22 protein-coding genes are annotated in these 23354 nt (G+C 58.0%); 11 read left to right on the top strand and 11 right to left on the bottom strand.

Going from position 1 to position 23354, the window contains the following annotated elements; all coding sequences use genetic code 11:
* Positions 1–7 precede the first annotated feature (7 nt).
* Positions 8–661: a DUF4328 domain-containing protein gene (locus AC0V60_RS08480; protein WP_486178040.1), complete on the top strand. Its 654-nt coding sequence runs from the start codon at positions 8–10 to the stop codon at positions 659–661.
* On the opposite strand, the gene AC0V60_RS08485 is transcribed toward AC0V60_RS08480, so the two are convergent.
* Genes AC0V60_RS08485 through AC0V60_RS08500 form a run of 4 tightly spaced genes read right to left on the bottom strand, consistent with a single transcriptional unit; the run spans position 658 to position 3785 of the window.
* Positions 658–1032, bottom strand: coding sequence for a DUF2794 domain-containing protein (locus tag AC0V60_RS08485; RefSeq protein ID WP_486178041.1), 375 nt, complete (start codon positions 1030–1032; stop codon positions 658–660). The two genes, AC0V60_RS08480 and AC0V60_RS08485, sit on opposite strands and share 4 nt — an antisense overlap.
* Complete coding sequence (gene epsC / locus AC0V60_RS08490; RefSeq protein WP_486178042.1) at positions 1032–1778, bottom strand: serine O-acetyltransferase EpsC; 747 nt, start codon at positions 1776–1778, stop codon at positions 1032–1034. The genes AC0V60_RS08485 and epsC overlap by 1 nt, the downstream gene beginning before the upstream one ends.
* Positions 1779–1821: 43 nt before the next feature.
* The gene (locus AC0V60_RS08495) at positions 1822–2463 is read right to left on the bottom strand and encodes a P-loop NTPase family protein (RefSeq protein WP_486178043.1); all 642 of its coding nucleotides are present in this window, start codon (positions 2461–2463) and stop codon (positions 1822–1824) included.
* A gap of 17 nt (positions 2464–2480) precedes the next feature.
* Positions 2481–3785, bottom strand: coding sequence for a heavy-metal-associated domain-containing protein (locus AC0V60_RS08500; RefSeq protein WP_486178044.1), 1305 nt, complete (start codon positions 3783–3785; stop codon positions 2481–2483).
* A gap of 55 nt (positions 3786–3840) precedes the next feature.
* On the opposite strand from AC0V60_RS08500, the gene purM reads away from it, so the two are divergent.
* Genes purM through AC0V60_RS08515 form a run of 3 tightly spaced genes read left to right on the top strand, consistent with a single transcriptional unit; the run spans position 3841 to position 7107 of the window.
* Positions 3841–4938, top strand: coding sequence for a phosphoribosylformylglycinamidine cyclo-ligase (gene purM, locus AC0V60_RS08505; protein ID WP_486178045.1), 1098 nt, complete (start codon positions 3841–3843; stop codon positions 4936–4938).
* A complete protein-coding gene (gene purN / locus AC0V60_RS08510) occupies positions 4931–5902 on the top strand; it encodes a phosphoribosylglycinamide formyltransferase (protein ID WP_486178046.1) in 972 nt (323 codons plus the stop codon). Before purM ends, purN begins: the two co-directional genes overlap by 8 nt.
* Complete coding sequence (locus tag AC0V60_RS08515; protein WP_486178047.1) at positions 5902–7107, top strand: sulfotransferase family protein; 1206 nt, start codon at positions 5902–5904, stop codon at positions 7105–7107. The genes purN and AC0V60_RS08515 overlap by 1 nt, the downstream gene beginning before the upstream one ends.
* A 56-nt stretch (positions 7108–7163) precedes the next feature.
* Here AC0V60_RS08515 and ndk read toward each other — a convergent pair whose 3' ends face one another.
* The 5 genes from ndk to AC0V60_RS08540 form a co-directional block, all read right to left on the bottom strand.
* Entirely contained in the window at positions 7164–7586 is a 423-nt protein-coding gene (ndk, locus tag AC0V60_RS08520) for a nucleoside-diphosphate kinase (protein WP_486178048.1), read from the bottom strand.
* A 133-nt stretch (positions 7587–7719) separates the two neighbouring features.
* The gene (locus tag AC0V60_RS08525) at positions 7720–8226 is read right to left on the bottom strand and encodes a hypothetical protein (protein ID WP_486178049.1); all 507 of its coding nucleotides are present in this window, start codon (positions 8224–8226) and stop codon (positions 7720–7722) included.
* Between the two features lie 21 nt (positions 8227–8247).
* Positions 8248–8682 (bottom strand): DNA polymerase III subunit chi, encoded by a 435-nt coding sequence (locus tag AC0V60_RS08530; RefSeq protein ID WP_486178050.1) that lies wholly within the window; start codon positions 8680–8682, stop codon positions 8248–8250.
* On the bottom strand, positions 8682–8831 hold the full coding sequence (locus AC0V60_RS08535; protein WP_486178051.1) for a DUF2256 domain-containing protein: 150 nt from the start codon (positions 8829–8831) through the stop codon (positions 8682–8684). The genes AC0V60_RS08530 and AC0V60_RS08535 overlap by 1 nt, the downstream gene beginning before the upstream one ends.
* 40 nt (positions 8832–8871) lie before the next feature.
* Positions 8872–10350, bottom strand: coding sequence for a leucyl aminopeptidase (locus AC0V60_RS08540; protein WP_486178052.1), 1479 nt, complete (start codon positions 10348–10350; stop codon positions 8872–8874).
* A 143-nt stretch (positions 10351–10493) separates the two neighbouring features.
* On the opposite strand from AC0V60_RS08540, the gene AC0V60_RS08545 reads away from it, so the two are divergent.
* The 4 genes from AC0V60_RS08545 (at position 10494) to rsmA (ending at position 16242) form a co-directional block, all read left to right on the top strand.
* Positions 10494–12791 (top strand): LPS-assembly protein LptD, encoded by a 2298-nt coding sequence (locus tag AC0V60_RS08545; RefSeq protein WP_486178053.1) that lies wholly within the window; start codon positions 10494–10496, stop codon positions 12789–12791.
* 271 nt (positions 12792–13062) lie between these two features.
* Positions 13063–14403: a peptidylprolyl isomerase gene (locus AC0V60_RS08550; RefSeq protein WP_486178054.1), complete on the top strand. Its 1341-nt coding sequence runs from the start codon at positions 13063–13065 to the stop codon at positions 14401–14403.
* A 13-nt stretch (positions 14404–14416) separates the two neighbouring features.
* Positions 14417–15418, top strand: coding sequence for a 4-hydroxythreonine-4-phosphate dehydrogenase PdxA (pdxA, locus tag AC0V60_RS08555; RefSeq protein ID WP_486178055.1), 1002 nt, complete (start codon positions 14417–14419; stop codon positions 15416–15418).
* A complete protein-coding gene (gene rsmA, locus AC0V60_RS08560; RefSeq protein WP_486178056.1) occupies positions 15418–16242 on the top strand; it encodes a 16S rRNA (adenine(1518)-N(6)/adenine(1519)-N(6))-dimethyltransferase RsmA in 825 nt (274 codons plus the stop codon). The genes pdxA and rsmA overlap by 1 nt, the downstream gene beginning before the upstream one ends.
* A 399-nt stretch (positions 16243–16641) precedes the next feature.
* Here rsmA and AC0V60_RS08565 read toward each other — a convergent pair whose 3' ends face one another.
* Positions 16642–18744 carry a malate synthase G gene (locus tag AC0V60_RS08565; protein WP_486178057.1) on the bottom strand — a complete coding sequence of 701 codons (2103 nt, stop codon included), beginning with the start codon at positions 18742–18744 and terminating at the stop codon, positions 16642–16644.
* 140 nt (positions 18745–18884) lie between these two features.
* Here AC0V60_RS08565 and AC0V60_RS08570 point away from each other — a divergent pair, with 140 nt between their 5' ends.
* A complete protein-coding gene (locus AC0V60_RS08570; protein WP_486178058.1) occupies positions 18885–20078 on the top strand; it encodes a hydrolase in 1194 nt (397 codons plus the stop codon).
* Positions 20075–21091: an arginine N-succinyltransferase gene (locus AC0V60_RS08575; protein WP_486178059.1), complete on the top strand. Its 1017-nt coding sequence runs from the start codon at positions 20075–20077 to the stop codon at positions 21089–21091. The genes AC0V60_RS08570 and AC0V60_RS08575 overlap by 4 nt, the downstream gene beginning before the upstream one ends.
* Positions 21092–21097: 6 nt before the next feature.
* Here the strand turns inward: AC0V60_RS08575 and AC0V60_RS08580 are convergent, their stop codons facing one another.
* Positions 21098–21976, bottom strand: a complete 879-nt coding sequence (locus tag AC0V60_RS08580) for a class I SAM-dependent methyltransferase (protein WP_486178060.1) — start codon at positions 21974–21976, stop codon at positions 21098–21100.
* A gap of 51 nt (positions 21977–22027) precedes the next feature.
* On the opposite strand from AC0V60_RS08580, the gene AC0V60_RS08585 reads away from it, so the two are divergent.
* Entirely contained in the window at positions 22028–23275 is a 1248-nt protein-coding gene (locus tag AC0V60_RS08585) for an N-succinylarginine dihydrolase (RefSeq protein WP_486178061.1), read from the top strand.
* The last annotated feature ends 79 nt before the right edge of the window (positions 23276–23354 follow it).

A 23354-nucleotide genomic window follows, 5' to 3' on the forward strand; every position in this document is an offset into this window, starting at 1 on the left:
GAGATTTATGGCAGATTTGGGCCTGAACGAAGGCGTCGAACTTTTGCAATCGCGCGCCAAAAATGCAGAATACGCGATCTTCGGCGTGATGGGTTTGGGCGGTGTCGTTTTGGTCAGTGAGTTTCTCTCGCTGCTGGGAATGGTCGACTTTAACACCACTGAACTCGATATGCTTTCAAGCCTGTTCGCCTTTGCCACTTTGGCATTTCTCGTAGTATATTTTGTTTCCGTGGTGCTGGTCTGCATGTGGATTTACCGAGCGCATGCCAATCTGCATGCAGCTGGCAATGAATTGGAATTTACACCTGGTTGGGCTGTGGGCTGGTACTTCGTCCCGATCATGAATCTGTTCAAACCATTTCAGGTTATGAAGGAGCAATGGACCACTACATTTGGGGGCGAGAATAGCTTCGCGAGCGAGGCACCCAGTTCGATTAAAGTCTGGTGGATCAGCCTGATTGTCAGTGGTGTCTTTGGCAATGTAGCGGGCCGCCTTCAACAAGGGGCAGGCTATGAAGGCACCGGCAATACGGTAGGCCTTCTTTTGGCAATATCTGGAAGCGTCTTGATGTTGGTAAGCGCATGGAAACTGATGGAGTTGATCCGCGAAATCACCGCAGGCCACCGCAATGGGTTGAGTGTGGCGGAAACCTTCGCCTAATCCTCAACCGCCTTCATCAGCCGCCGCTCCATCGGCGCAAGGACGTTGGACAGGTCATTGCCACGCTTGAGCACTTGTCCGTGCTCTCCAAACAGCGTGTACATGCCTTGCTTGCGGCGAAGGCTGGGCCGCTTTTCAATGCGGGTATTGGGCCGTTCCGCGGCTCTCCTAAACGCGGAAAAAGTCGCGGCATGGCGGTCGAAATCCATCGCATAATCGCGCCACTGGCCGCCTGCGACCATGCGGCCATAAAGGTCGAGAATGCGCGAAAGCTCATCGCGGTCAAAGCCAACCTGACCCTGAGCGCCCTTACCCGGAAATGCTACAATCTGTCCGGTGCTTCCTCCACCGGCTCCTGAGGCTGAACCCATCAGTCCGCGGTTCCGCTTTTCTTGCCAAGGTCAAATGTCCTTTGCACCGGATCGCTTGAGGCGGCACCCGAAGAAGCGCTGGCAGCTTTGAGAGCGGCGATTTCGGCTTTCATCGCGCTAAGCTCGCTTTCAAGCTTTTCGATACAATCGACTGTATTGCCCTCTTCATCCTCGCACTGCATACCAAGCGGTGTGCCGTAGGGAATGAATTCCTTGATCCATTCTTCGGCTGGCAGCAGAGTTGAGCGCGCTTTGAGCCCAACCATGGTTGCGCCCTCTGGTACGTCGTCGGTCACCACCGCATTGGCACCAATGCGCCCTCGCGGACCAACCGTGATGGGGCCAATCACCTGAGCGCCCGAACCGATAATGACATTGTCGCATAGCGTTGGGTGGCGTTTCCCGCCCTTGCCATTGGTGGGGTTGGTCCCGCCCAAGGTCACGCACTGGTAAATCGTGACATTGTCGCCGATCTCGGCGGTCTCTCCGATGACAGTAAAACCGTGGTCGATGAAGAAATTTTTGCCAATCTTGGCCCCGGGGTGGATATCAATTGCAGTGAGCAGCCGGCTGAAATGATTTACGAAACGAGCAAGGAAAAAGAGCTTCGCATCGAACAGCCAGTGAGCAATCCGGTGCAATCCAAGGGCCAAAACCCCAGGGTACAGCAACACTTCCCAGCGCGAACGCGGCGCGGGATCGCGCGCTTTCACCGAGTCCAGATAGGCTTTGAGCTTAGTGAACATGATCGCGATTCTCCCACCAAATGCGCGAATTTGCAAATCTCAACTACAGCAGCTTTGCTTGGGACGGCCCATGCAAAGCTTCTAGCGCTGCTCGCCAGACAGACATGGTGGCAGGCACGGCGCGTTCAAGACTGATCCGGTCTATCACCTCAACCAGCCTCTCAATATCAGCAAAGCTGCGCCTTGTGCGCGGGATCAGATATTCCGCTGCGCCTTCTGCCAATGACAGCCCGCGCGCCTCAGCGCAGGCCTCGATCAAATCGGCTGCCATCGCATCATCAGGTTCGCCGATTACAAGCTGCATTGAGCCTCCCAAACGCGACCTCAGGTCAGGGAGAGAAACATGCCACGGGGTCTTATCGGCTATCAGCAAAAGCGGCCGGCCCGCATTGGAGCCGCCCTCTTGCACAGAATTCCAGCAGTGAAAAACTTCCGCTTCGTCCATTGCCTCCACGCCGTCCAGAACTGCCATCCCCTGCGTTTGAGCCCAGCGTCCCAAAAGCGATTTACCTGAGCGCCTAGGGCCGGTGAGCACAGCGGTTCGAAAGGGCCAACTTTCCGGGTTTCGCAGCGCTTCGACCACCTGCGCATTCGCAGATCCGAGCACAATGCGCCCCGGCTCCCCGCTTCCTGCAAGAGTAAGCGGCAAGGCAATTTGTGAAGGGTGAGCTGCCGCTTTTGTCATAAGCGTAAAAGACGGCTCTAACGGCTTATGGCGAGTGCGTTAGCGCCCTCGCGCACAGAGAACCCGCGAGCCCTAAGAGCGGCTGCGAGAGCCGATATGTCGCCTGCATAGCTCACTTGCATCACCGAGGTGCCGCCTATGGCCGTGCTGGTTACCGACACGCTGCGAATACCCGCGACTTGACGAACGCTCGCCAGGTTTGCGTCAAAGGTCTGCGGATCGGGAGTCGCAAACTGGATCGTAATTGTACTGACGCTCGCAGGAGCAGCGGTCGGCGCTGTGTTAGGCTGGACCGTCTCAGGTGCAAGCGCTGCGGCAGCGGCTTGCTCTTGCGCGCGGCTGCGAGCTTCGATCGCTCGGCCAATTTCGATCAAACGCGCAATCGCCGGGTCCACCTGACCCGATCCGCCAAGGCGCAATGTGGGATCAGGCTGCAGCTTTCCGTCGGCCAGCGCTTGCTCATAAATGCGGTCGATGCGGTCAACCGCTTTGCCCATCATGTCAGGCAGTGCGCCAGGTTCGGGCGCATTCAGCGTAAAGCTTTCTAGCACAACGCTGTCGGGCCCATAACGCGCCGTGAAGGTGCCGGTGATCGGTCCGCCGGGGAATTGGTGATCAAGCTTTGCAATAGGTACGAGCGCATCGGCCGCGCCATATTGGTCAAGCGTCAAGCGCCACCATGCGCGGCTACGCCGTCCGGCCTGACCGTAATTGAGCAGCAGCGAATCGCCCCCAGCACCCGAGGGCCTCACATAGTCGATCCGGCTTGTGCCCGGATTAAACTCAGCCCAAGCCCGCTGCCAAGGGTTGCGCATTTCGAATGCGGTATAGCTGCCCCCGCTCACCACAACCGGGATCAGCAGCATCGGAGCCGATGACCTCTTTGCCGACGCACCGCCAAGATATCGCCCTGCCCGCTGCCGATCAAAGCTCACACCGAGCGTTGCGACATAGCGTTTGGGCCCCAGCCTTTCGCGCTGGATTACGATTGCCGATACCAGACCGTTCAGTTGGCCATCTGGAAGAGAGGGACCGCCAGCCTGCGCCCATGCTTTGCGCGCTGCTTCTTTCCACGCCTCACTGCGCGCGTCATTGGCGTTGTCGCCGCGCACATCGACTTCAATCCCGCGCACCTCGATATCGGTACTGGACGCGGTGGGTGCGATCCCGCGTTCGCCCGAAACCTGTGCAAGCACAAAGGCATAACCGCCAGCAAGCATCACAAATGCCAACAGGCTCGCCAATGCCCAGCGGGCGCGAAATGAGGCTCTCATAAACGGGCCAGAAGAGTGCGATATTGCCATCATCGGGGAAATCTTCACGGTCTTTGCCCAAACACGCGTGGAATTCCAAGCCCAAAGGGGTAAAGCGCAAAAAATGGAAGGCAAAAATTCATCCTACACCTACGCCAACGCAGGCGTTTCTATCGAAGCAGGCAATGCGCTGGTCAAAGCGATTGCCCCCCTTGCCAAAGCCACAGCGCGCCCTGGTGCAACCAGTGAGCTGGGCGGGTTTGGCGGGTTTTTCGACCCCAAAGCGGCTGGCTATAAAGACCCGCTTTTGGTTGCAGCGAATGACGGAGTTGGCACCAAGCTGAAACTGGCGATTGAGTTCAACAAACATGATACAGTCGGCATTGATCTGGCCGCGATGTGCGTCAATGACCTAATCGTCCAAGGCGCTGAGCCGCTGTTTTTCCTCGACTATTTCGCGACCGGTAAACTTGAAAACGGCATCGCGGAGCGTGTGGTGGCGGGCATTGCAGACGGCTGTAAGCAGGCCGGATGCGCGCTTATCGGCGGCGAGACGGCAGAGATGCCGGGAATGTATTGCGACGGCGATTATGACCTTGCCGGTTTTTGTGTGGGCGCGGTGGAACGCGGTGAGCAATTGACTGGCGAGAAGGTAGGCGAAGGCGATGTCCTGATCGGCCTTGCGAGCTCCGGTGTGCACTCAAACGGCTACTCATTGGTGCGGCGACTCGCTGAAGATAAGGGGTGGAAACTTGACCGCCCTGCGCTGTTTGATCCGGACCGATTGCTGATCGACGCGCTGATTGAACCGACGCGGATTTATGTCGCGAGCCTTCTGCCGCTCATTCGCGAAGGACTGGTGCACGGCCTGGCCCATATCACTGGCGGCGGGCTTTTAGAGAACCTCCCGCGCATTCTGCCTAAGGGCGCGCACGCTCAAGTGAATGCTGATCTTTGGGACCAACCGCGTTTGATGGCCTTCTTGCAAGCCCAAGGCGCGATTGAACCGCGAGAAATGGCGCGCACGTTCAACTGCGGGGTCGGCATGGTTCTGGCAGTGGCCGAGGACCAAGTGGCAAGCGTGACTGAGCGCCTAACGCTAGCGGGCGAAACTGTGGTTCAGGTCGGCAAGATCGAAGCGGGTGAGCGCGGCTGCACTGTGCGCGGTTCACAGGGCACTTGGGGCGGTATGGAAGACTGGGAGGCCGCGCACTTTGGCTGAACGCCCCCGTGCCAAGATCGCCGTCTTTATCTCAGGCACAGGCACCAATATGGCGGCCCTGCTTTATGCCAGCCGTCTGGATGACGCTTTGTTTGAAGTCGTGCTGGTCGCCAGCAATGTTGAAGGCGCTGCGGGGCTCACTCTTGCCGAGACCGAAGGGGTTCCCACCTTCACCCATTCGCACAAAGGCCGCTCGCGCGAAGACCAAGACGCCGCGATGGAAGCCGCCGCAATGAACGCGGGCGCGCATTACATCGTGCTGGCGGGCTATATGCGCATCTTGTCCCAAGCGTTTGTTGAGCGCTGGGAGGGCCGAATGCTCAATATTCACCCTTCCCTTTTGCCAAAATACAAAGGGCTCGACACCTTCGCCCGCGCAATCGAAGCGGGCGATGCCCACGCAGGGTCCAGCGTCCATATCGTTACCCACGAGCTCGATGCTGGCGAAGTCCTAGCGCAAGTCAAAGTCGCGATTGCGCCGGATGATACGCCCGAAACACTCGCCAGCCGCGTCAAAATCGCAGAACATCAGCTCTACCCGCGCGCGCTCTCCCAATATGTGAGCCGGGGGAATGATCCCGAATATCTCTATGCCAAGGTCAGTGAGTTCGCCTTAGCGCTGCCGGAAACATACGAAAAGACCAGCCATGGTTCGCCGGGTTTCCGGGTGGGCACAAAAAAATCAGGCAAGTTCTTTGCGCATTACAGCCAGCAGCACCACGGCTCTGAGCATATTGCTCTTTTGGTCAAAACCAGCGGGATGGATGAGCTGCTTTCTCTCATCGAGACGCAGCCCGAGGTCTATTACAAGCCTGACTATTACGGCGCGAGCGGATGGGTTGGGCTGATCCTCAACCGCCCAAATGTCGATTGGGATCATGTGAACGAGTGGCTTGAGCGCAGTTGGCGCACATGCGCGCCGGCGCGGCTCACGAAACTCATTGATGCAAGCGATATGTTCTAATGGCCAAACGGACACGCGAACATCTGCTTTCGCGTGGGCCCTTGGCGGAGCGCGCCAATGCCTTTCTTGGTAAAGCTTGGGCGCGCGGATGGCTACCTACTCCTGAGCTTACCTCCGATGCGCTTTGGGAAGCGGCATCAAAGGGGTTTGGGGACCGGAAAGGCGCTGAGGAAGGCGGACGCGCGGCAGAAGACATCGCCGACTTTCGCTTGCGGCTAGAGCGCCTTTGCGAAGCAATCACCGCCGAGGCTCAGCTTAATGCGCTAGGACAGGCCATGGCATTCGGACAGCTCGTCCGGGTAATCCGCAACCGGCTCGCCTTTGGGGAATTGTGGCAGTCCAAACCCGACCTTCTTGGCACCAAGCTTGCCCCGTCAATTATCGTTATTGGCCATATGCGCAGCGGCACAACGCGCATTCACAAACTGCTCGCCGCAGACCCTGCGCATTCGCACACTCGCTATCAGGATGCTTATCACCCGGTGCCAGCGCGGCTGGGGATGAACCGGGTGAAGTCGGCGTTTGATCTGGCAATGTTGGGGGCGCTCAACCCGTGGCTTCAATCCATCCACCCGATGGCTGCGACAGAAGTGGAGGAAGAACTCGCGTGGATTTCAGCGGCGCTGCACCACTCGATCTACGAATCGCAGTGGCATATCCCCACCTACAGCGCCTTTAGCGAGGCCCGCGACCCCGCTCCGATTTACCGCGAGTTTGCGAGGATCTTGCGCACTGATGCGGCGACGCGGCGGAACGCGGAAAAGCCTAGGGTGATGAAAGTCCCAGCCTTTGCCGAGGACCTTCCCGCTCTTCTGGCTGAGTTCCCCGACGCGCGGCTTGTTATTGCCAGCCGCGAGCGTGAGGCGGTTCTACGCAGCGCCGTTTCGCTTTGCGCCAACCAGATGGCGGTGCAATCAGACGCCTGCGAATTGGAGCAGATTGAGGCGCTTTGGGAGCACAAGATCACTATGCGCGAAGATCGCATGGCGAAAGCACTGGCGCATTGGAATGGTCCGGTTTCACGGCTCCACTTCGATGAACTCAACGCGGATTGGGGCGGCGCGATGCGGCGCTGTTATGAAGAGCTTGGCATACCGCTTAGTGAGCAGGCGTTAAAGGCGATGGACACCCACATGGAGGGAAGCGCCAAGGGCGTACACCGCACCCACTCAGCCCAGCTCGAACGCTTCTCCAAAAGCAGTTAATACGAAAAAGGGCCGCCCCGAAGGACGACCCTTTCACATTCAAATCTGAAACCCGATCAGCCGACAATTTCGTCGTCGTTAAAGAAGAAGGCGATTTCGGTCGCAGCATTTTCTTCGCTGTCTGAACCGTGGACAGTGTTTTCACCAATAGAAAGCGCAAATTCCTTGCGGATTGTGCCCTCGTCAGCATCGGCTGGGTTGGTTGCGCCCATGACATCGCGGTTGCGTTTCACAGCGTCTTCGCCCTCGAGGACTTGGACCACCACCGGCTCGCTCATCATGAATTCGGTGAGTTCGCCAAAGAAGGGACGCTCTTTATGCACTGCGTAAAAGCCTTCAGCCTGCTCTTTGCTCATGTGGATGCGTTTGGAGGCAACAACGCGAAGGCCGGCCTCTTCGAGCTTGGCAGTGACAGCGCCGGTGAGGTTGCGGCGTGTGGCATCGGGTTTGATGATCGAAAAAGTGCGGGTTGCCGCCATGGGAATGTTCCTTGCGTTAAAGAGAGGGACGCGAAAAGCCCGCGCCAGAAAAGGTTGGCGCGCCCCTAGCGCTGGGCGCTGCCAAGTTCAAGTTTTGTGTTCGATTGTGTGTGCCGGTCTTGGGTATCGCTGTTCAGCCGGTTTCCTCGCTGATCGTCAACTGGCTTGTTACCACGCCTTCATCATCAGGGAACGCGCTCACGGAAAATGTGGTGCCCGTCTGTTTATTTTCCCCGCCGATCATCTTTCCGCCGTTCATACTGGTCTCAATCTGGATCGTGATACCGGCGGCTTCTGCCTCAGAGCGGAAGTGCGCGATGATATCATCCGGTGACATGTCCGATTGGAAAGTGGTGAGGCTGCCTTTGGTGTCGGCTTGATCGACGAGGGTGTTGCTTAAAACCTTTGCGCCGCCAACCATCGTAAAGCCGGCGGGCAGATCGGTGGGCGCTTCGGTATTGGTGCGCATCGAGACCGTGCCGTCCTCGGTCTCTACTGTCATCGAAGCTTCGCCGTTGCTGTTGTCAATTGCGTGTTCGCCGGTTTCGCCCTTCTCAGCGGTAAATTCGCCCGACGTCTCCGACCCACAAGCGGTGAGCGCCAGCGCACTGGCAGCGGCAAACATGATTGCAGGTTTCATAAAGACTTCCCCCAGATATCCTTAGGCAACTTTGACCCATTTGCCGCCGTCTTGGCGGAAAAAAGCGCGCTCAAGCTCTTCGCTACTGTCAAGACTGCGCCAAGTCGCGCGCGCGGCTTCGACCGATGTGTCATCGAACAGCAGAAATGCCCGCGCAAAACCGGATTGATCCCGGTATTCGCCATCGGCGTAAACCACATGGCTCGCGGTGTTTGCAGGCTCGGGCGCGTCCGACAGCAGGATCGGTTGATTTTCACAGCCCGCCGTCCCCGCCTCTCCATTGGCAAGAAAGCTCTCAGGCCCGCTTTTCCATAGTTCACGCGAAATGGCTTGGCGCTGGTCGAGCGAATTGCTGACGACAAGCAGACGCTCACCGCTTTCCATCACGCGGCCTGCGATCAGAGCGACGACCTTTTCAACGGGGTCACGGGAGAGTTGCCAGAAATCGACTTTCATCAGGGAGTGTTCTTAGAACGCTTACACCGCTCTGAACAATACTTCACATTGCCCCAGTCGCGCTCCCATTTCTTGCGCCAGGTGAACGAGAGGCCGCAAGTGAGACAGACTTTTGACGGAAGATCCGACTTTTTGCGCATTCGCGCCATTTTAGTGGCCTACCGCTGTATTACCTGAGGCCATGAGGCTTTACTCAGCGTTGTCCGCGACAAACTGATCAATCAAGCGCGGGCCGTATCCGGTTGCGCCCTTTTCATGGGTTGCCCCCGGTTTATCCGACCAAACCATGCCAGCAATATCGCAGTGCGCCCAAGGCGTGCCCTTCTTGATGAAGCGGTGGAGGAATTGCGCGGCCGTAATCGAACCGCCCCAGCGACCACCAATGTTTTTCATATCGGCAATCGGCGAGTTGATGAGCTTGTCATACGCAGGGCCGATGGGCATGCGCCACAGCTTGTCATCAGTGGTCTTGCCGCTGGCGATCAATTGATCGGCGAGCGCATCGTCATTGGCGAAAATTCCGCCATGCTCATTACCAAGCGCCACGATTATAGCGCCAGTCAGCGTTGCAAAATCAACGATGTGTGCCGGATCAAATTGCTCTTGAGCCCAGTGAAGCGCATCGCACAGGACAAGGCGGCCTTCTGCATCGGTATTAAGCACTTCGACGGTCTGGCCGCTCATCGTGGTGAGCACATCGCCGGGGCGGATCGCATTGCCATCAGGCATGTTCTCAACCAGCCCCATAACGCCGACCACATTGGCTTTTGCCTTGCGTGAGACGACAGCAAGCATGCCGCCCGCAACCGCGCCGGCGCCGCCCATGTCCCACTTCATGTCTTCCATGCCGGGGGCCGGTTTGATCGAAATACCGCCGGTGTCGAATGTCACGCCTTTGCCAACAAAAACAGAAGGCTTGTCGCCCGCATTGCCGCCATCCCACTTGATCGCAAGCAGCTGCGATTCGCGGCGCGATCCCTGCCCAACGCCGAGCAATGCGCCCATTCCAAGCTCAGTCATCTCTGCCTCGCCAAGCACAATAAGCTCTGCACCTGTGCCCGCGAACGCTTCTTTACAAAGTGCCACGAAGCTTTCCGGATACACTATGTTTGCAGGCTCTGTGACGAGCTTTTTCGTGAACTCAACCCCGCGTGCAATCGCAGCATTGCGTTCCCAATCAGCCTCAGTGCCCTCAGGCGCGCCAACCACATGGATAGTCTTCAGCGAGATTTGCTTATCGGCCGCAAGCTTGGTGCGGTATTCGTCGTGAGCCCAGCTGCGCAGTTTAGCGCCGAGTAAGACCGCGCCTGCCTCCTCAGCTGAAAGCCCCGCAGTGCTAAGGTCGAGCACAACAGCGTCTTCGCCCGAGCGCAGATATTTTGCCGCAAGCGCCCCGCCTGCCCGTTCAAGATTGAGGCGGCGATTGTCTGCGCTGGATTTGCCCGCACCGACCACTGCAATACGCTTGGCCGAGCCGTCCACGCTTACAAAACCGTCGTGCGTTTGGCCCGCTGTCCCCTTGAAACGCGCGGCGTCCGCGCCTGCGATGAACACGGCATCAATACCGTACACACCAGCATCTGGGCTGTTTGACAATTCACCCTGATTGATGAGCGCCGCGTGTACGCGAACCTCAGGGAGACGGGCGGCGGTGAAGAGGATTTCCATGGTGGCTCCGACAAATTGGCCCAGTCTTTGAGCCTTTGGATATTTTGTGTTCGCCCGCTTTTCAGCGCGGCTAACCGTGGGCAAGACACACTCGCCCCTGAAACCCGATTGCGATTAAGCGTGAGCGGTGCAATAGGCAAGCCATGTTGGGAGAATTCAGGGTCATCTTGGAGCGAAGCAGCCTTGCGTCTGGCGCAGTGGCGCTTGCCATATGCTGCCTGCCTGCATCGGTTGCGGCAAAAGAGGCCCGGTCAGAAGCGAGCCTACCGGCAGCACAGGAGGCTCCGCCGGAGCAAACGGAACCGTCAGGGCCCTTTCAATCTGTTCAGGAAATCGAAACACGCGAAATCGAGTTTGAGGCAAACTCGGTTGACTATGACGCTGAAGCAGAACGGATAATTGCCCGCGGCGATGTGATCCTGCGAAATGAACAGGCCTCTGTGCGCGCAGACACAGTCGTGTGGGACCGCAGGAGTGGGACCATCAATGCGAGCGGCAATGTGCGCTTTGTCGATAGGTCTGGCAATCAGGTCTTTACCGAAGCGGTCGAACTCAATGACGCCTTCGAAGCGGGCGCAATGGATGAGCTTTTGCTTGCGCTTCGCACAGGAGGCAGGCTCGCGGCGCGTTCAGCTGAGCGCGGTGAAGACGGCATCGTTATGCTCAGCGAGGCGGCTTATTCTGCCTGCCCTGTAACCGATGAAAAGGGCTGCGCAAGAGACCCAAGCTGGCGCATCACCGCTGACCGGGTAACCTTTGACCCTGAAGAAAGCCGTATCCGATTTGAAGGCGCGATGCTGGAGATATTCGGCGCACGCCTGCTCCCACTCCCCGGCCTCGCGATTAGCACGGATGGAAGCGCCGAAAGCGGGTTTTTGGTTCCCAACGTCCGGGTCGATCAGGTGAACGGGCTTGAACTTTCGGGTGAATATTATTGGCGCCTTGCCGAAAACAAAGACCTGACGCTTGGCACTCACGTATACACCAACGCCTCTCCGATGGTGCGCGCGCAATTTCGCCATTTCACTGAGAAAGGCGCGTATCAAATTACGGGCTTTGCGACGAACAGCAATCGCGTCGCGAACTTCGGAGTGGCTCCCACTACCACTAATGAACCGCGCGGGCATTTGTTTGCTAATGGCCGTTTCAATTTCTCGCCTGAGTGGAGCCTAACCGGCTCGGTGCGCGTATCGTCTGACCGCACTTTCTTGCGCCGGTATGACATCAGCCGCGATGACCGCTTGCGCTCAACCATCAATCTAGAGCGGATCGGCGATGATTCGTATCTCAGCGTAGCGGGCTGGGCGACGCAGACCTTGCGGATCGCAGCGGATCAGGGCCAAGTACCGATCGCTATCCCCGCGATTGATTACCGCCATATCGTGGGCCGTGATGTGCTGGGCGGGCAATTGCAAGTTCAAGCCAACACGCTCAGCCTAATCCGCACCGAGGGGCAAGACACACAGCGCGCCTTTGCGGGCGCACGCTGGGATATGCGGACCCTTACCGATCTTGGCCAGCTTGTGACGTTCACCGGATTGGTGCGCGGCGATGTTTACAACACCAATGACACACTCTCGACGGTGACCGCTGTGTATCAAGGCAATGAAGGCTGGACCGGGCGAGGCGTGGCAACGGCTGCGGTGGATGTCGAATGGCCGCTTGTTGGCGAAGCGTTCGGCGGCACACAGGTTCTGACACCGCGTCTCCAGATTGTCGCAAGCCCTCCAATCCGCAATTTGTCCATTCCCAATGAAGATGCGCGAGCGATTGACCTTGAAGATTCCAATCTCTTCGCGCTTAACCGTTTCTCCGGCTACGACCGGGTCGAGGACGGCACACGCGTTACCTATGGCTTCGATTGGGAGGTCAATCGCCCCGGATGGCGCGTCAAAACCAACATAGGCCAATCCTACCGCCTCACAAATGAGGAAGAAATCTTCCCTGATGGAACGGGCCTTTCAGATCGCTTCTCCGACTTCGTCGGGCGCACAGAAATACGTTTTCGCAACTTTGTCTCCTTCACCCACCGCTTTCGGATCGACAAAGACAACTTCGCCGTTCGCCGCAATGAGTTCGATGCAACCGTCGGATCACAGCGTAATTATGTCGAGCTGGGCTATTTGAGGCTCAATCGGAACATTGAAACAGTCGAGGATTTGGCTGACCGTGAGGAATTGCGCGCAGCTGCTCGCTTTACGATTGGCCGCAATTGGTCCGTTTTTGGCTCGGGCGTCTTTAACCTTACCGATGAGGACGAAGACCAGGTCTTTACCCCCGACGGGTTCGAGCCCATTCGCACGCGGCTTGGCATTGCGTACCGTGATGATTGTATCGAATTTGGAGCCACGTGGCGGCGCGATTTCATCACCTTTGGCGATGCAGAAGAGGGCAACAGCTTTCAGGTCTTCTTCGCCCTTCGAAATCTGGGTTTTAGATGATTTTTGCGCGTTGGCACAAATGTAAAAAAGAGCTAAGAGCCCGGCGAGAGGACTCAGCCTGCGTTCAGCCTGCTGTGTCTAGGCGAGGGCAAATGTTGGCTGATACGCGATCGCCAAAGGCTAGATGATGCGCTCTTTTGCGTATGGATCAGCTTCAAACAGAACACGATAATTTATGCGAGAAACCGGGATCAAAACTGTGACCTTGAAGGCTTTTTCAACTCTGCGCACATCACTTGGCGCTACCCTTTGTGCTATGGGCGCGCTTGCCATGGTGTCATCGACGACGGTGGCCGGGCCCGCTTATGCTCAGGATGCTAGCCCGCCGCCTGCCCCTGATGCTGCTTCTGATGCGCCTACTGCTTCGGCCAATCCTTTTGGCTTGCCAAACGATGTTACGCTTTTTGGTACAAGCAACCCCAACGAGCGCAGCGCCACCGCTGTCGTAAACGGGTACGTCATTACTGGCACAGACATTGACCACCGCGTATCGCTTATCACCAACGCTTCGCAGACCGACGTATCTGCCGAAGAGCTGCAGCGATTGCGCGGTCAAGTGCTTCGCAATCTGATTGACGAAACTCTCAAGATTCAAGCAGCAGATGCGCAGGAAATTGGCGTCCAGAAAGCGCAGATCAATCAAACCTACGAACAGCTTGCGGCACAGAACTTTGGTCAAGAAGCCGATGCGATGGACGTCTATCTTAAGTCGATTGGTTCGTCACCAAACGCGCTAAAGCGTCAAATCGAAGGCGAGTTGGCTTGGGAAAACCTCATCCGCCGCAACATCAGCCCGTTTGTGAACGTAGCTGCCGAAGAAGTGACCGGCGTTCTCGACCGGCTTGAGGCATCGCGCGGGACAGAGGAATACCGGCTCGGCGAAATCTATTTGAGCGCGACAGACGAAAACCGCGAAGCGGTTATCGCCAACATGCAGCGGATCGTGGAACAGCTTCAGGCAGGCGGCAGCTTTGTCGCGTATGCTCGCCAGTTCTCTGAGGCATCAACTGCCATTCAGGGCGGCGACACAGGGTTTCTTCGCCTTGCCACTCTGCCAGGCCCCATGGCCGAAGCAGCGCGCCAGATGCAGCCGGGTCAGTTGATTGGCCCGATCGCAATTCCGGGCGGTTTCACTATCATATATCTGATTGATAAACGTCAGGTTCTGACCGCTGACCCGCGCGATGCAGTGCTCAGCCTCAAGCAGATTTCTGTGGCTTTGCCGGAAGGTGTGTCGGAGAGCGAGGCGGCAACAAAAATCGAAGAGTTTGGCGCTTATGTGCAGACCCTTCGAGGATGTTCAGATGCAGAGAGCGCTCAAGCCGCGATTGGCGCATCGGTTGTCTCTAACCCGCAAATTCAGGTCCGGCAGCTTCCCGAACAGCTGCAAAGCATTTTGTTGAGCATGCAAGTGGGTCAGACAACCCCGCCCTTTGGGACGGCTGCCGAAGGCGTGCGTGTTCTGATGCTTTGCGGCCGTGACGATCCTGATGATGCAGGTGCGCCGACCTTCCAGTCAGTCATGAGCTCGATCGAGGAAGAGCGGATCAATAAACGCGCTCAGCGTTACCTTCGCGACCTTCGCAACGACGCCTACATTCAGTACAACTAAAGCACGCATCGCGGTGTCCGATTTACCGCTTGCCGTTTCTTTGGGCGATCCAGCCGGCATCGGTCCGGAGGTCATTTTTAGCGCCTACAGCCGGATGAAAGATACGGCTGCCCCTTTTTTCGTGGCTGGCGGGGTGGATGTGCTGCACGGATGCGGGAAGGCTCAAGGGTCAGACCACAAAATCATCACCATAGCGCAGCCAGCCGAGGCGGCCGGCGCGTTCGCGCATGGTGTGCCTGTTCTGGCCGGGGCAGACGCGGCCTACACACCGGGCAACCCCGATGACGCGGGTGCAGCGCTCGCACTTCATTCACTGGCAGAGGCAGTGCGCTGCGTTTTGCTAGAGAAGGCCAGCGCAGTTGTGACTGCGCCAGTGAGCAAATCGCAGCTTGGCAAAGTGGGCTTCGATTTTCCGGGACAGACCGAATTTCTCGCCAACGTTTGCGGGCTCGCGCCTGAGGATGCGGTGATGATGCTGGCAGGGCCAAGCCTTCGCACAGTGCCGCTGACGGTGCACGTCGCGCTTGCCGAGGTGCCGCGCCTGATTTCGCCTGAGCTGATCGAGCACAAGGCGACAATTGTTGATGCGGCATTGCGCCGCAACTTCGGCATCGCGTCTCCTCGCTTGGCGGTATCCGGGCTCAATCCGCACTCGGGCGAGAACGGTCAGTTTGGTAGCGAAGAAGCCCGCGCGATTGAGCCTGCTATCGAAGCGCTCAAGGCCAGGGGTATTAATGCGTTTGGGCCTGTGCCCGGCGATGCTCTTTTCACCCCATTGATGCGGCCCAATTACGATGCTGCGCTTTGCATGTATCACGACCAAGCGCTCATCCCGATCAAGGCGATTGAGTTTGACCAAGGTGTCAATGTGACGCTCGGTCTGCCGATTATCCGCACCTCGCCCGACCACGGCACCGCTTTTGATATCGCTGGGAGAGGCACAGCAGATGCGGGCGCTATGATCGCAGCAATCCATATGGCAAGCGCGATGAGCAAAGCGCGGGCGGGCGGCTGATGACCGGCCTACCCCCCATCCGCGAGACCATCGCGCGCCATAACCTGTCAGCGAGCAAGGCTCTGGGGCAGAACTTTTTGCTCGACGAACAATTGCTGGACCGGATCGCCGCGCTACCGGGTGATTTGTCGGGCGCGAATGTCCTTGAGGTGGGCCCCGGCCCCGGCGGCTTGACCCGTGCGCTCCTTCGCGCAGGTGCGAAAGTCACCGCCATCGAAATGGACGCGCGATGCCTCCCCGCTTTGGAAGAACTGAGCGACGCCTTCCCCGGCCAGCTTACCGTTGTCCAAGGCGATGCAATGAAGCTCGACCATAGTGAGGTGATGCAAGGCAAGCCCTTCCACGTGCTCTCGAACCTCCCCTACAATGTCGGCACCGCATTATTTGTCCGTTGGCTTACCGGAGAAGATTGGCCGCCCCAATGGCAATCGCTCACCCTCATGTTCCAACGCGAGGTCGCCGAGCGGATCGTCGCGAAAGCAGGCACCAGTGCCTATGGCCGCCTCTCCGTTCTCGCTCAGTGGCGCAGCCGAGCCGCCCTTGCGATGAAAGTCCACCGCAGCGCTTTCACCCCGCCCCCCAAAGTGATGAGCGCCATCGTCCATGTGACACCGGGCGAAGCGCCAGAGGGCGTCTCGGCAAAAACCCTAGAGCGCCTCACCGAATCCGCCTTTGGCCAACGCCGCAAAATGCTGCGTCAGAGCCTGAAAGGTGTGCCTGGGGCTCTGGATGCTATTGCGACAGTAGGCATCGACCCCACACGCCGAGCTGAGACAGTGAGCGTCGAAGAATTTGTGAGCGTCGCAAAGACGATTGGCGGCTAAGCGTTCATCCGATGCCCAGAAGCGGTGCCAATGGGCCAAGCGCGATGAGTAGGCAGGCAGAATGCGCCGCGAGGGAGAAATAGAGCTTTCCCTTGGTCATCAAGCGCTTTCCATGCTGCGAACCAATTCCGCGCGCTCAAGCATCAGTTTGAGGATCTAGGAGCGCTCTGCGGCCCACTCTAAAGGGTTCGAGAACATCAGTATTTCGATGTCCTCCACCCCTTCCCTGCGGATGCCATACTCGTTGCTGAGCATATCCTACTGCGCAGGTTCTACGGTCATTTTGGATAACGGCAGAAACAGGTCGCGGCAGCCATATTTGAGCGGCGGCGCGACGGAGAGCGTCAGACCGTCCTCATACACCCCGACCGTAACGGGCGGAGAATTGGTTTACCCCGCCTATTTGCGCGTCTTCGCCTTTTGGCGCCACTCATGGAGCAGCGGCTCGGTGTAGCCGGAGGGTTGCTCTACGCCCTTGAAAATTAGGTCCTTGGCGGCTCGGAATGCGGGCGCATCCTCATTGCCGATGAGCGGCACATAGGTGGGATCATTCGCATTCTGCGGATCGACTTTGGCGGCCATGCGGGTAAGGCTGTCCATGATCTGCGCCTCGCTCACCACGCCGTGGAGCAGCCAGTTCGCAAGGTGTTGTGAGGAGATGCGAAGCGTTGCGCGGTCCTCCATCAACCCCACATCATTGATGTCGGGAACCTTGGAACAGCCCACGCCTGCATCGACCCAGCGCACCACGTAACCAAGCAAGCCTTGGCAATTGTTGTCGAGCTCTTGGGTGAGCTCTTCATCCGACCAATTGGTGCCCTGTGCAAGCGGGATCGACAGCAGGGCATCTAGCCCAACAGGCTCGGGCAGGTCTTTCTGAATATCGAACACGTTCTCGGCGTGATAATGCAGCGCGTGGAGCGTTGCAGCGGTCGGCGATGGGACCCATGCGGTGTTGGCCCCTGCGCGAAGGTGGCCGATTTTCTCGGCCATCATCTGACCCATAAGGTCAGGTGCTGCCCACATGCCTTTGCCGATTTGCGCCTTGCCTGAGAGGCCGTGTTTGAGGCCAATCGCGACATTGCGCGCCTCATAAGAACCGAGCCAAGCCGACCCCTTCATCTCGCCTTTGCGCATCATGGGACCTGCTCGCATCGAGGTGTGGATTTCATCGCCTGTGCGGTCGAGGAAGCCTGTGTTGATGAAAACGATCCGGTCCTTCACCGCCTCAATACAAGCGCCAAGGTTTGCAGAGGTGCGGCGTTCTTCGTCCATGACGCCGACCTTGATCGTGTGGCGCTTGAGGCCCAGCAGGTCTTCGACTGCATCGAACAGATCGTTGGTGAAGGCGCATTCCTCTGGCCCGTGCATCTTGGGCTTTACGATGTAGATGCTGCCGTGTTTTGAATTGCCATATTTCGCGTGGCCTTCGACATCCAAAGTGCTGATCGCGCTGGTGAAGACCGCGTCCATTATGCCCTCGGGGATCTCGCTCTCATCGGCCAGCAGGATTGCGGGGTTGGTCATTAGATGCCCGACATTGCGGACAAACATAAGGGAGCGGCCCGAAAGCGCGTATTCCTCGCCCGCACCATTCCTATAGGCCTTATTGCCGTTCAACTCACGGGTTTGCGTGCGCCCACCCTTGTCAAAGCTCTCCTGCAAATCGCCGCGAATAATGCCAAGCCAATTGGTGTAGGCGAGCAGCTTGTCTTCGCCGTCCACTGCTGCCACGGAATCTTCACAATCGGCGATGGTTGTGAGAGCGGCTTCAAGATTGATATCCGCGATATGGATTTTATCGCCGCGGCCCACAGGGTGTTCGCCGTCGAACACAACTTCAATGTGCAGGCCATTATTGACGAACAAACGCCCTTTCTCGGTTTCGCCTACATATTGGCTTACATCAGCAATCGCGATGCCTTTGTTGACATCCGTGAGATCGGCCCAGCTTCCTTTTGCAAGAGGCACAGCTTGGTCAAGGAATTGCCGCCCGCGCGCGATCACTGCTGCTCCGCGTTCCTCGTCATAGCCACCAGGGCGAGCCGCTGGAGCATCCAGCGCGTCAGTCCCGTAAAACGCATCATAGAGCGAACCCCAACGCGCATTGGCAGCGTTCAGGAGAAAACGCGCATTGAGGATTGGCACCACAAGCTGCGGCCCCGCCATGGTGGCGATTTCCGCATCGACGTTCTGAGTGCCGATCTGGAAATCCGCAGGCTCTGGAACAAGATAACCAATCTCACGCAGGAACGCCTCATACTCGGCTGCGTCATGCGGCTTGCCAGCGCGGTCTGAGTGATAGGCGTCGATCTTGGCCTGCAAGTCATCGCGTTTCGCCAGCAGCTCTTTACTGCGCGGCGCATAGGAAGCGAGAAGGTCTGCAAAGCCCTGCCAAAAGGCATCCACATCACGGCCAAGCGGCGCGAGAACTTGAGCTTCGAGCAGCTCAGCCAGCGGTGCATATACAGATAGGCCAGCGCGGAGGGTGTAATTGTGCATGTGTGTCCTCAGATACCATCGAATTGGCTCCTGGGGAGGAGGACGGTGTCCATATGGCTAAGCTGCATGGACAATGCAATCGTGACGTTGCGTCAAGCGGGCCTTGATAGTTCAGAAGTGGCCGTTAGAGGTGGTTTCCTATGAAACCAACCACAACCGCAGACGTTGATGCCGATGCTATGCTCGCCCAAGTGCAAGACTGGTGCAGCATCAACACCGGCACCGCCAATTTGGAAGGCCTCGCGCGCCAATTGGATGTGCTCGCCGACGCGTTTTCCGTCCTGCCCGGTGAGATTGAGCGGGTTGACCCAGTACCAGTAACAGCGGTGGATGCGGACGGCCATGAGTTCGCCAAACAGCACGGCCAACATTTCGTCCTTCGCGTACGCCCCACAGCCAATCGCCGCATTTTGCTCACCGGCCATATGGATACTGTCTTTCCCAAGGACCACGCATTTCAGGGGCTGACTTGGCTTGAAGAGGGTGTTTTGGGAGGGCCCGGCGTTGCCGATATGAAGGGCGGGATTGCGGTGATGCTTCATGCGCTGATGGCGTTTGAGAAAGGCGCTGGCGCAGGCTCGCTTGGCTATGACGTTCTGCTCAATTCTGATGAGGAAACAGGCTCGCTTGCCAGCGATGAACTCATCGCAGAGCTTGCACGCGGGAAATTGGCAGCGCTGACATACGAACCCGCCGCCCTTCCCGATGGCACCCTTGCCCATGCGCGTGGGGGAAGTGGGAATTACTCCGTTACCATCACCGGCCAATCCGCTCATGCTGGCCGCAACCCTGATGATGGGCGCAATGCTGTCGTTGCAGCTGCCGATCTGGCGGTGCGGTTAAAGGCGCTGCATTCACCCGACATTTCCGTAAACCCGGCCAAAATCGAAGGCGGCAGCGCCAATAATGTCGTGCCCGACCATGCCGTCTTGCGTTTCAATATCCGCCCTCAAAGAACCGAGGCAGCGGAGAAATTTGCGCGTGATCTCAAAGCACTGACCGCTGCGATTGAGAGCCAGCACGAGGTCTCCACCCACACCCATGGCGGCGTTACCCGTCCGCCAAAGCCGGTGGATGAACAGGCGCAGAAGCTCTTCGACCTCGTTCGGACATGCGGCGCGGAACTCGGGCAGGATATCAAATGGAAGTCGACAGGCGGCGTGTGCGATGGCAACAATATTGCCGCTTGCGGTATTCCAGTGGTGGACACCATGGGCGTGCGCGGAGGGTCAATTCACTCGCCGCAGGAATTCTTGATCACAGACAGCTTGGCTGAGAGGGCCGCGCTGTCAGCACGGGTGATCCAGAGATTGGATGAAGGGGCACTTTCTTGAGCTTTCGACTGCGGGCCGCGCGCCTTTGCGATCTGGAACAGCTTTACCAAATGGCAAAGCTTACAGGGGGCGGCTTTACCAATCTGCCCGCTGATCGCAAGGCCCTGACCTCAAAGCTTGAGCGAGCGACCGCCGCGTTTGAGAACACTGGCGATGAGCTTGTGGATGAGCAGTTTGTGCTGGTGCTGGAAGACCCGAAATCGGGCGCGGTGCGCGGGACGTGCCAGCTTATGACCATGGTGGGACAGCAATGGCCGTTCTATTCCTACCGCCTCAACACTTTGACGCAGTACAGCCAAGAACTCGACCGCACGGTGCGCACCGAGATGCTCAACCTGGTCACCGATCTTGAAGGATCAAGCGAAGTCGGCGGGCTTTTCCTTCATCCCAATGAGCGCGCAGGCGGCCACGGCCTCTTGCTCGCACGCAGCCGGTATCTGTTTATCGCCATGCACCGAAAGCGCTTTGCCGACCGTATTCTCGCCGAACTTCGCGGGATCATTGATGAGCGCGGCGATAGCCCCTTCTGGGATAACGTCGCGGGCCGCTTTTTCGGGATGAGCTTTAACGAAGCGGACTATTTCAACGCGATCAATGGCAACCAGTTTATCGCGGATTTGATGCCCAAACACCCGGTTTATGTCGCCATGCTCGACCAAGAGGCGCGCAAAGTGATCGGCGTCCCTCACCTGTCTGGCAGAGCCGCCATGCGCATGCTCGAAAACGAAGGCTTCGCGTACGAGGGCTATGTCGATATTTTTGACGGCGGGCCCAGCATGACGGCGCGCACCGACAATGTGGTGAGCGTTCAAAACAGCGTTGAGGCGCGCGTTACATCTATGGACCTTGAAGAAGGCGAACGCACCATTCTGGCCACCGGGACGCTTTCCGACTTCCGCAGCTGTTACGGTGCAAGGGTTCTTGATCAAGACGGCGGGATTGCGATCGATGCGGCCTCCGCCGATACCTTGGATGTAAGCAAAGGCGACACAGTCTGGAGCGTGCCGCGCTAGCCCCGTTCAGCTCTTTGGTTTTTCGAGAATAATCACCGTGTAGCTGGTCGCATATTCGCCCAAAATCGGCAGAGCCATAAGCGTATCGCCAATGGCTTTCTTCGCGCCGGCATGACCGAAACCGGACTTATCCAGCCGATCAATCGTAAGCCCAACCTTGCGCACCATGCTACGAAAATCGGCAATATCGAGCCCATTGACATAACCCTGCTCGGCAAAGCTTGACCACTGCGCCCATTTGTTAGCCTTTTTGCTGCCATCGGGGTTCAAATCCCAATGGCGCGGCACAAATGCCGGATCGTCGTAAATCGCCTCGGCTGCGCGGAACATCGCCTTCTCGCCAAAGATCACATGCGCCCATGGAAGCGGGACAAGCGCCTCCATATGCGGGCCCCATGGCCCTTTAAATGGGAACCATTCGATCAAAACGCGGCCACCGGGGCGCAGCACGCGGTTCCAATCGGCAAGGATGCTGGCCGGGTCCATCACATGCTCAAGGCAATCAAAGGCGGTGATGAGATCAACGCTCTCATCAGGCAAAGGGAGCCCTTCTACGGATCCTTCGACAAAGCGCAAAGTCTCTGAAAATTCAGGATGTTTGGCAAGTGTCGCCTCGGCCCGGGCCAGAGCGGCGGTGTCGATATCAACGCCGGTGACAGATTTCGCTAAGCCTTTGGCGGCAAGAAAGAAGCTGAGCTGCCCCGCCCCGCATCCGAAATCGAGCACATCTTTGCCTGCAATCTCATCGTCGGAAAAATGCCGCCAGCTTGCCGTCAATGACGCATCGCGCCAATCGGCATACTCCGCCACATCCGCCATCTTGGCCTCGGGCGGAGACATAAAACGCTTTGAAAGCGCGGTGCAGGCGAATGTTCTCAAATCCATCGCGCGCCTTAATAGTAGACTTGTCCTAATGCTCATTTAAAGCCCGAGGTCATGATTACAGAAATCAATTTCGACGGGATCGTGGGGCCCAGCCACAACTACGCGGGGCTCAGCCTGGGCAATATTGCAAGCGCCAGCCACAAGGGTGATCCATCCTACCCACGCGCCGCCGCGCTCCAAGGCATGGCGAAGATGCGCCGCAATTTGGGCGCGCTGGGGGTGCAAGGGTTCTTGCTGCCGCTGCCGCGTCCCAATTGCGCTTTATACGACGCGCTTAACCTTGATGGGAGCGAGGCCCCAGCCCTGCGCGCAGCGCCGTGGTCCGCCTCCAGCATGTGGACTGCCAATGCAGCCACAGTGTCCCCTGCCCCGGACACTGCTGATGGCAAATGCCACCTGACGCCTGCGAACCTCATCACCATGCTCCACCGCGCGCAGGAATGGGAAGACACCAAGGCGCAATTGGACATTGCGTTCGGCGACAAAGCGCACTTCACAGTCCACGACGCCGTCCCGCCAACTTTTGGCGATGAAGGTGCGGCCAATCACGGGCGTTTTTGTGAAGGCCACGGGGCACCGGGTGTGGAGCTATTCGTCTATGGCAGACCGGGCGGCAATTTCCCCGCACGCCAGCACGAACAGGCAAGCCGCCTTGTCGCGCGTTCCCACGGTTTGGACCCGGAGAAATGCGTCTTCATCGAACAAAACCCCGCCGCCATCGAAGCCGGCGCGTTCCACAATGACGTGGTGAGCGTGGTGAATGAACGCGTGCTCTTCACCCACCAAGAGGCCTTCGCCGATCAGCAAGGCGCTTACGACGCCATCCGCGCCAAATTCCCCGCTTTGGAAGTGGTGGAAGTCCCCTCCAGCGCCGTTTCAATCGAGGAGGCGATCCGCACCTATCTTTTCAACGCTCAGCTCATCACCCTGCCCGGTGGCACAATGAACCTGATCGTCCCCGAAGAGTGCCGCGAGTCGCCAAGCGTTTGGGCTTATTGCGAAGAGATGATGGCCTCTAATGGCCCCATCCGCGAAGTCGTGCCCGTCGATGTGCGCCAAAGCATGGCCAATGGCGGAGGGCCTGCATGCCTGCGCCTGCGCGTGGTGTGCGATCCTGCGACCGTCGACCCGCGCTTTCTGCTCGATCAGGCAAAGGCCGATATGATGGAGAGTGTTATCGCAGCCCATTGGCCCGAGCAGATTGATCCAACGGATTTGGGCAGCGAAGCGCTCGCCCAATCTGTGGTCGCCGCACGCCTTGCTCTGCTCGAAGCATTGGAACTTCAAGCGCTTGCCTAGCTTTGCAAGGAATAGGGTTAACGCGTTTGCAAGGAATCGTCGGAAGCGTTTACACTTGTGTCAGCGTTAACCTTTCAAA

The organism is Erythrobacter sp. S259 (genome assembly GCF_057364965.1).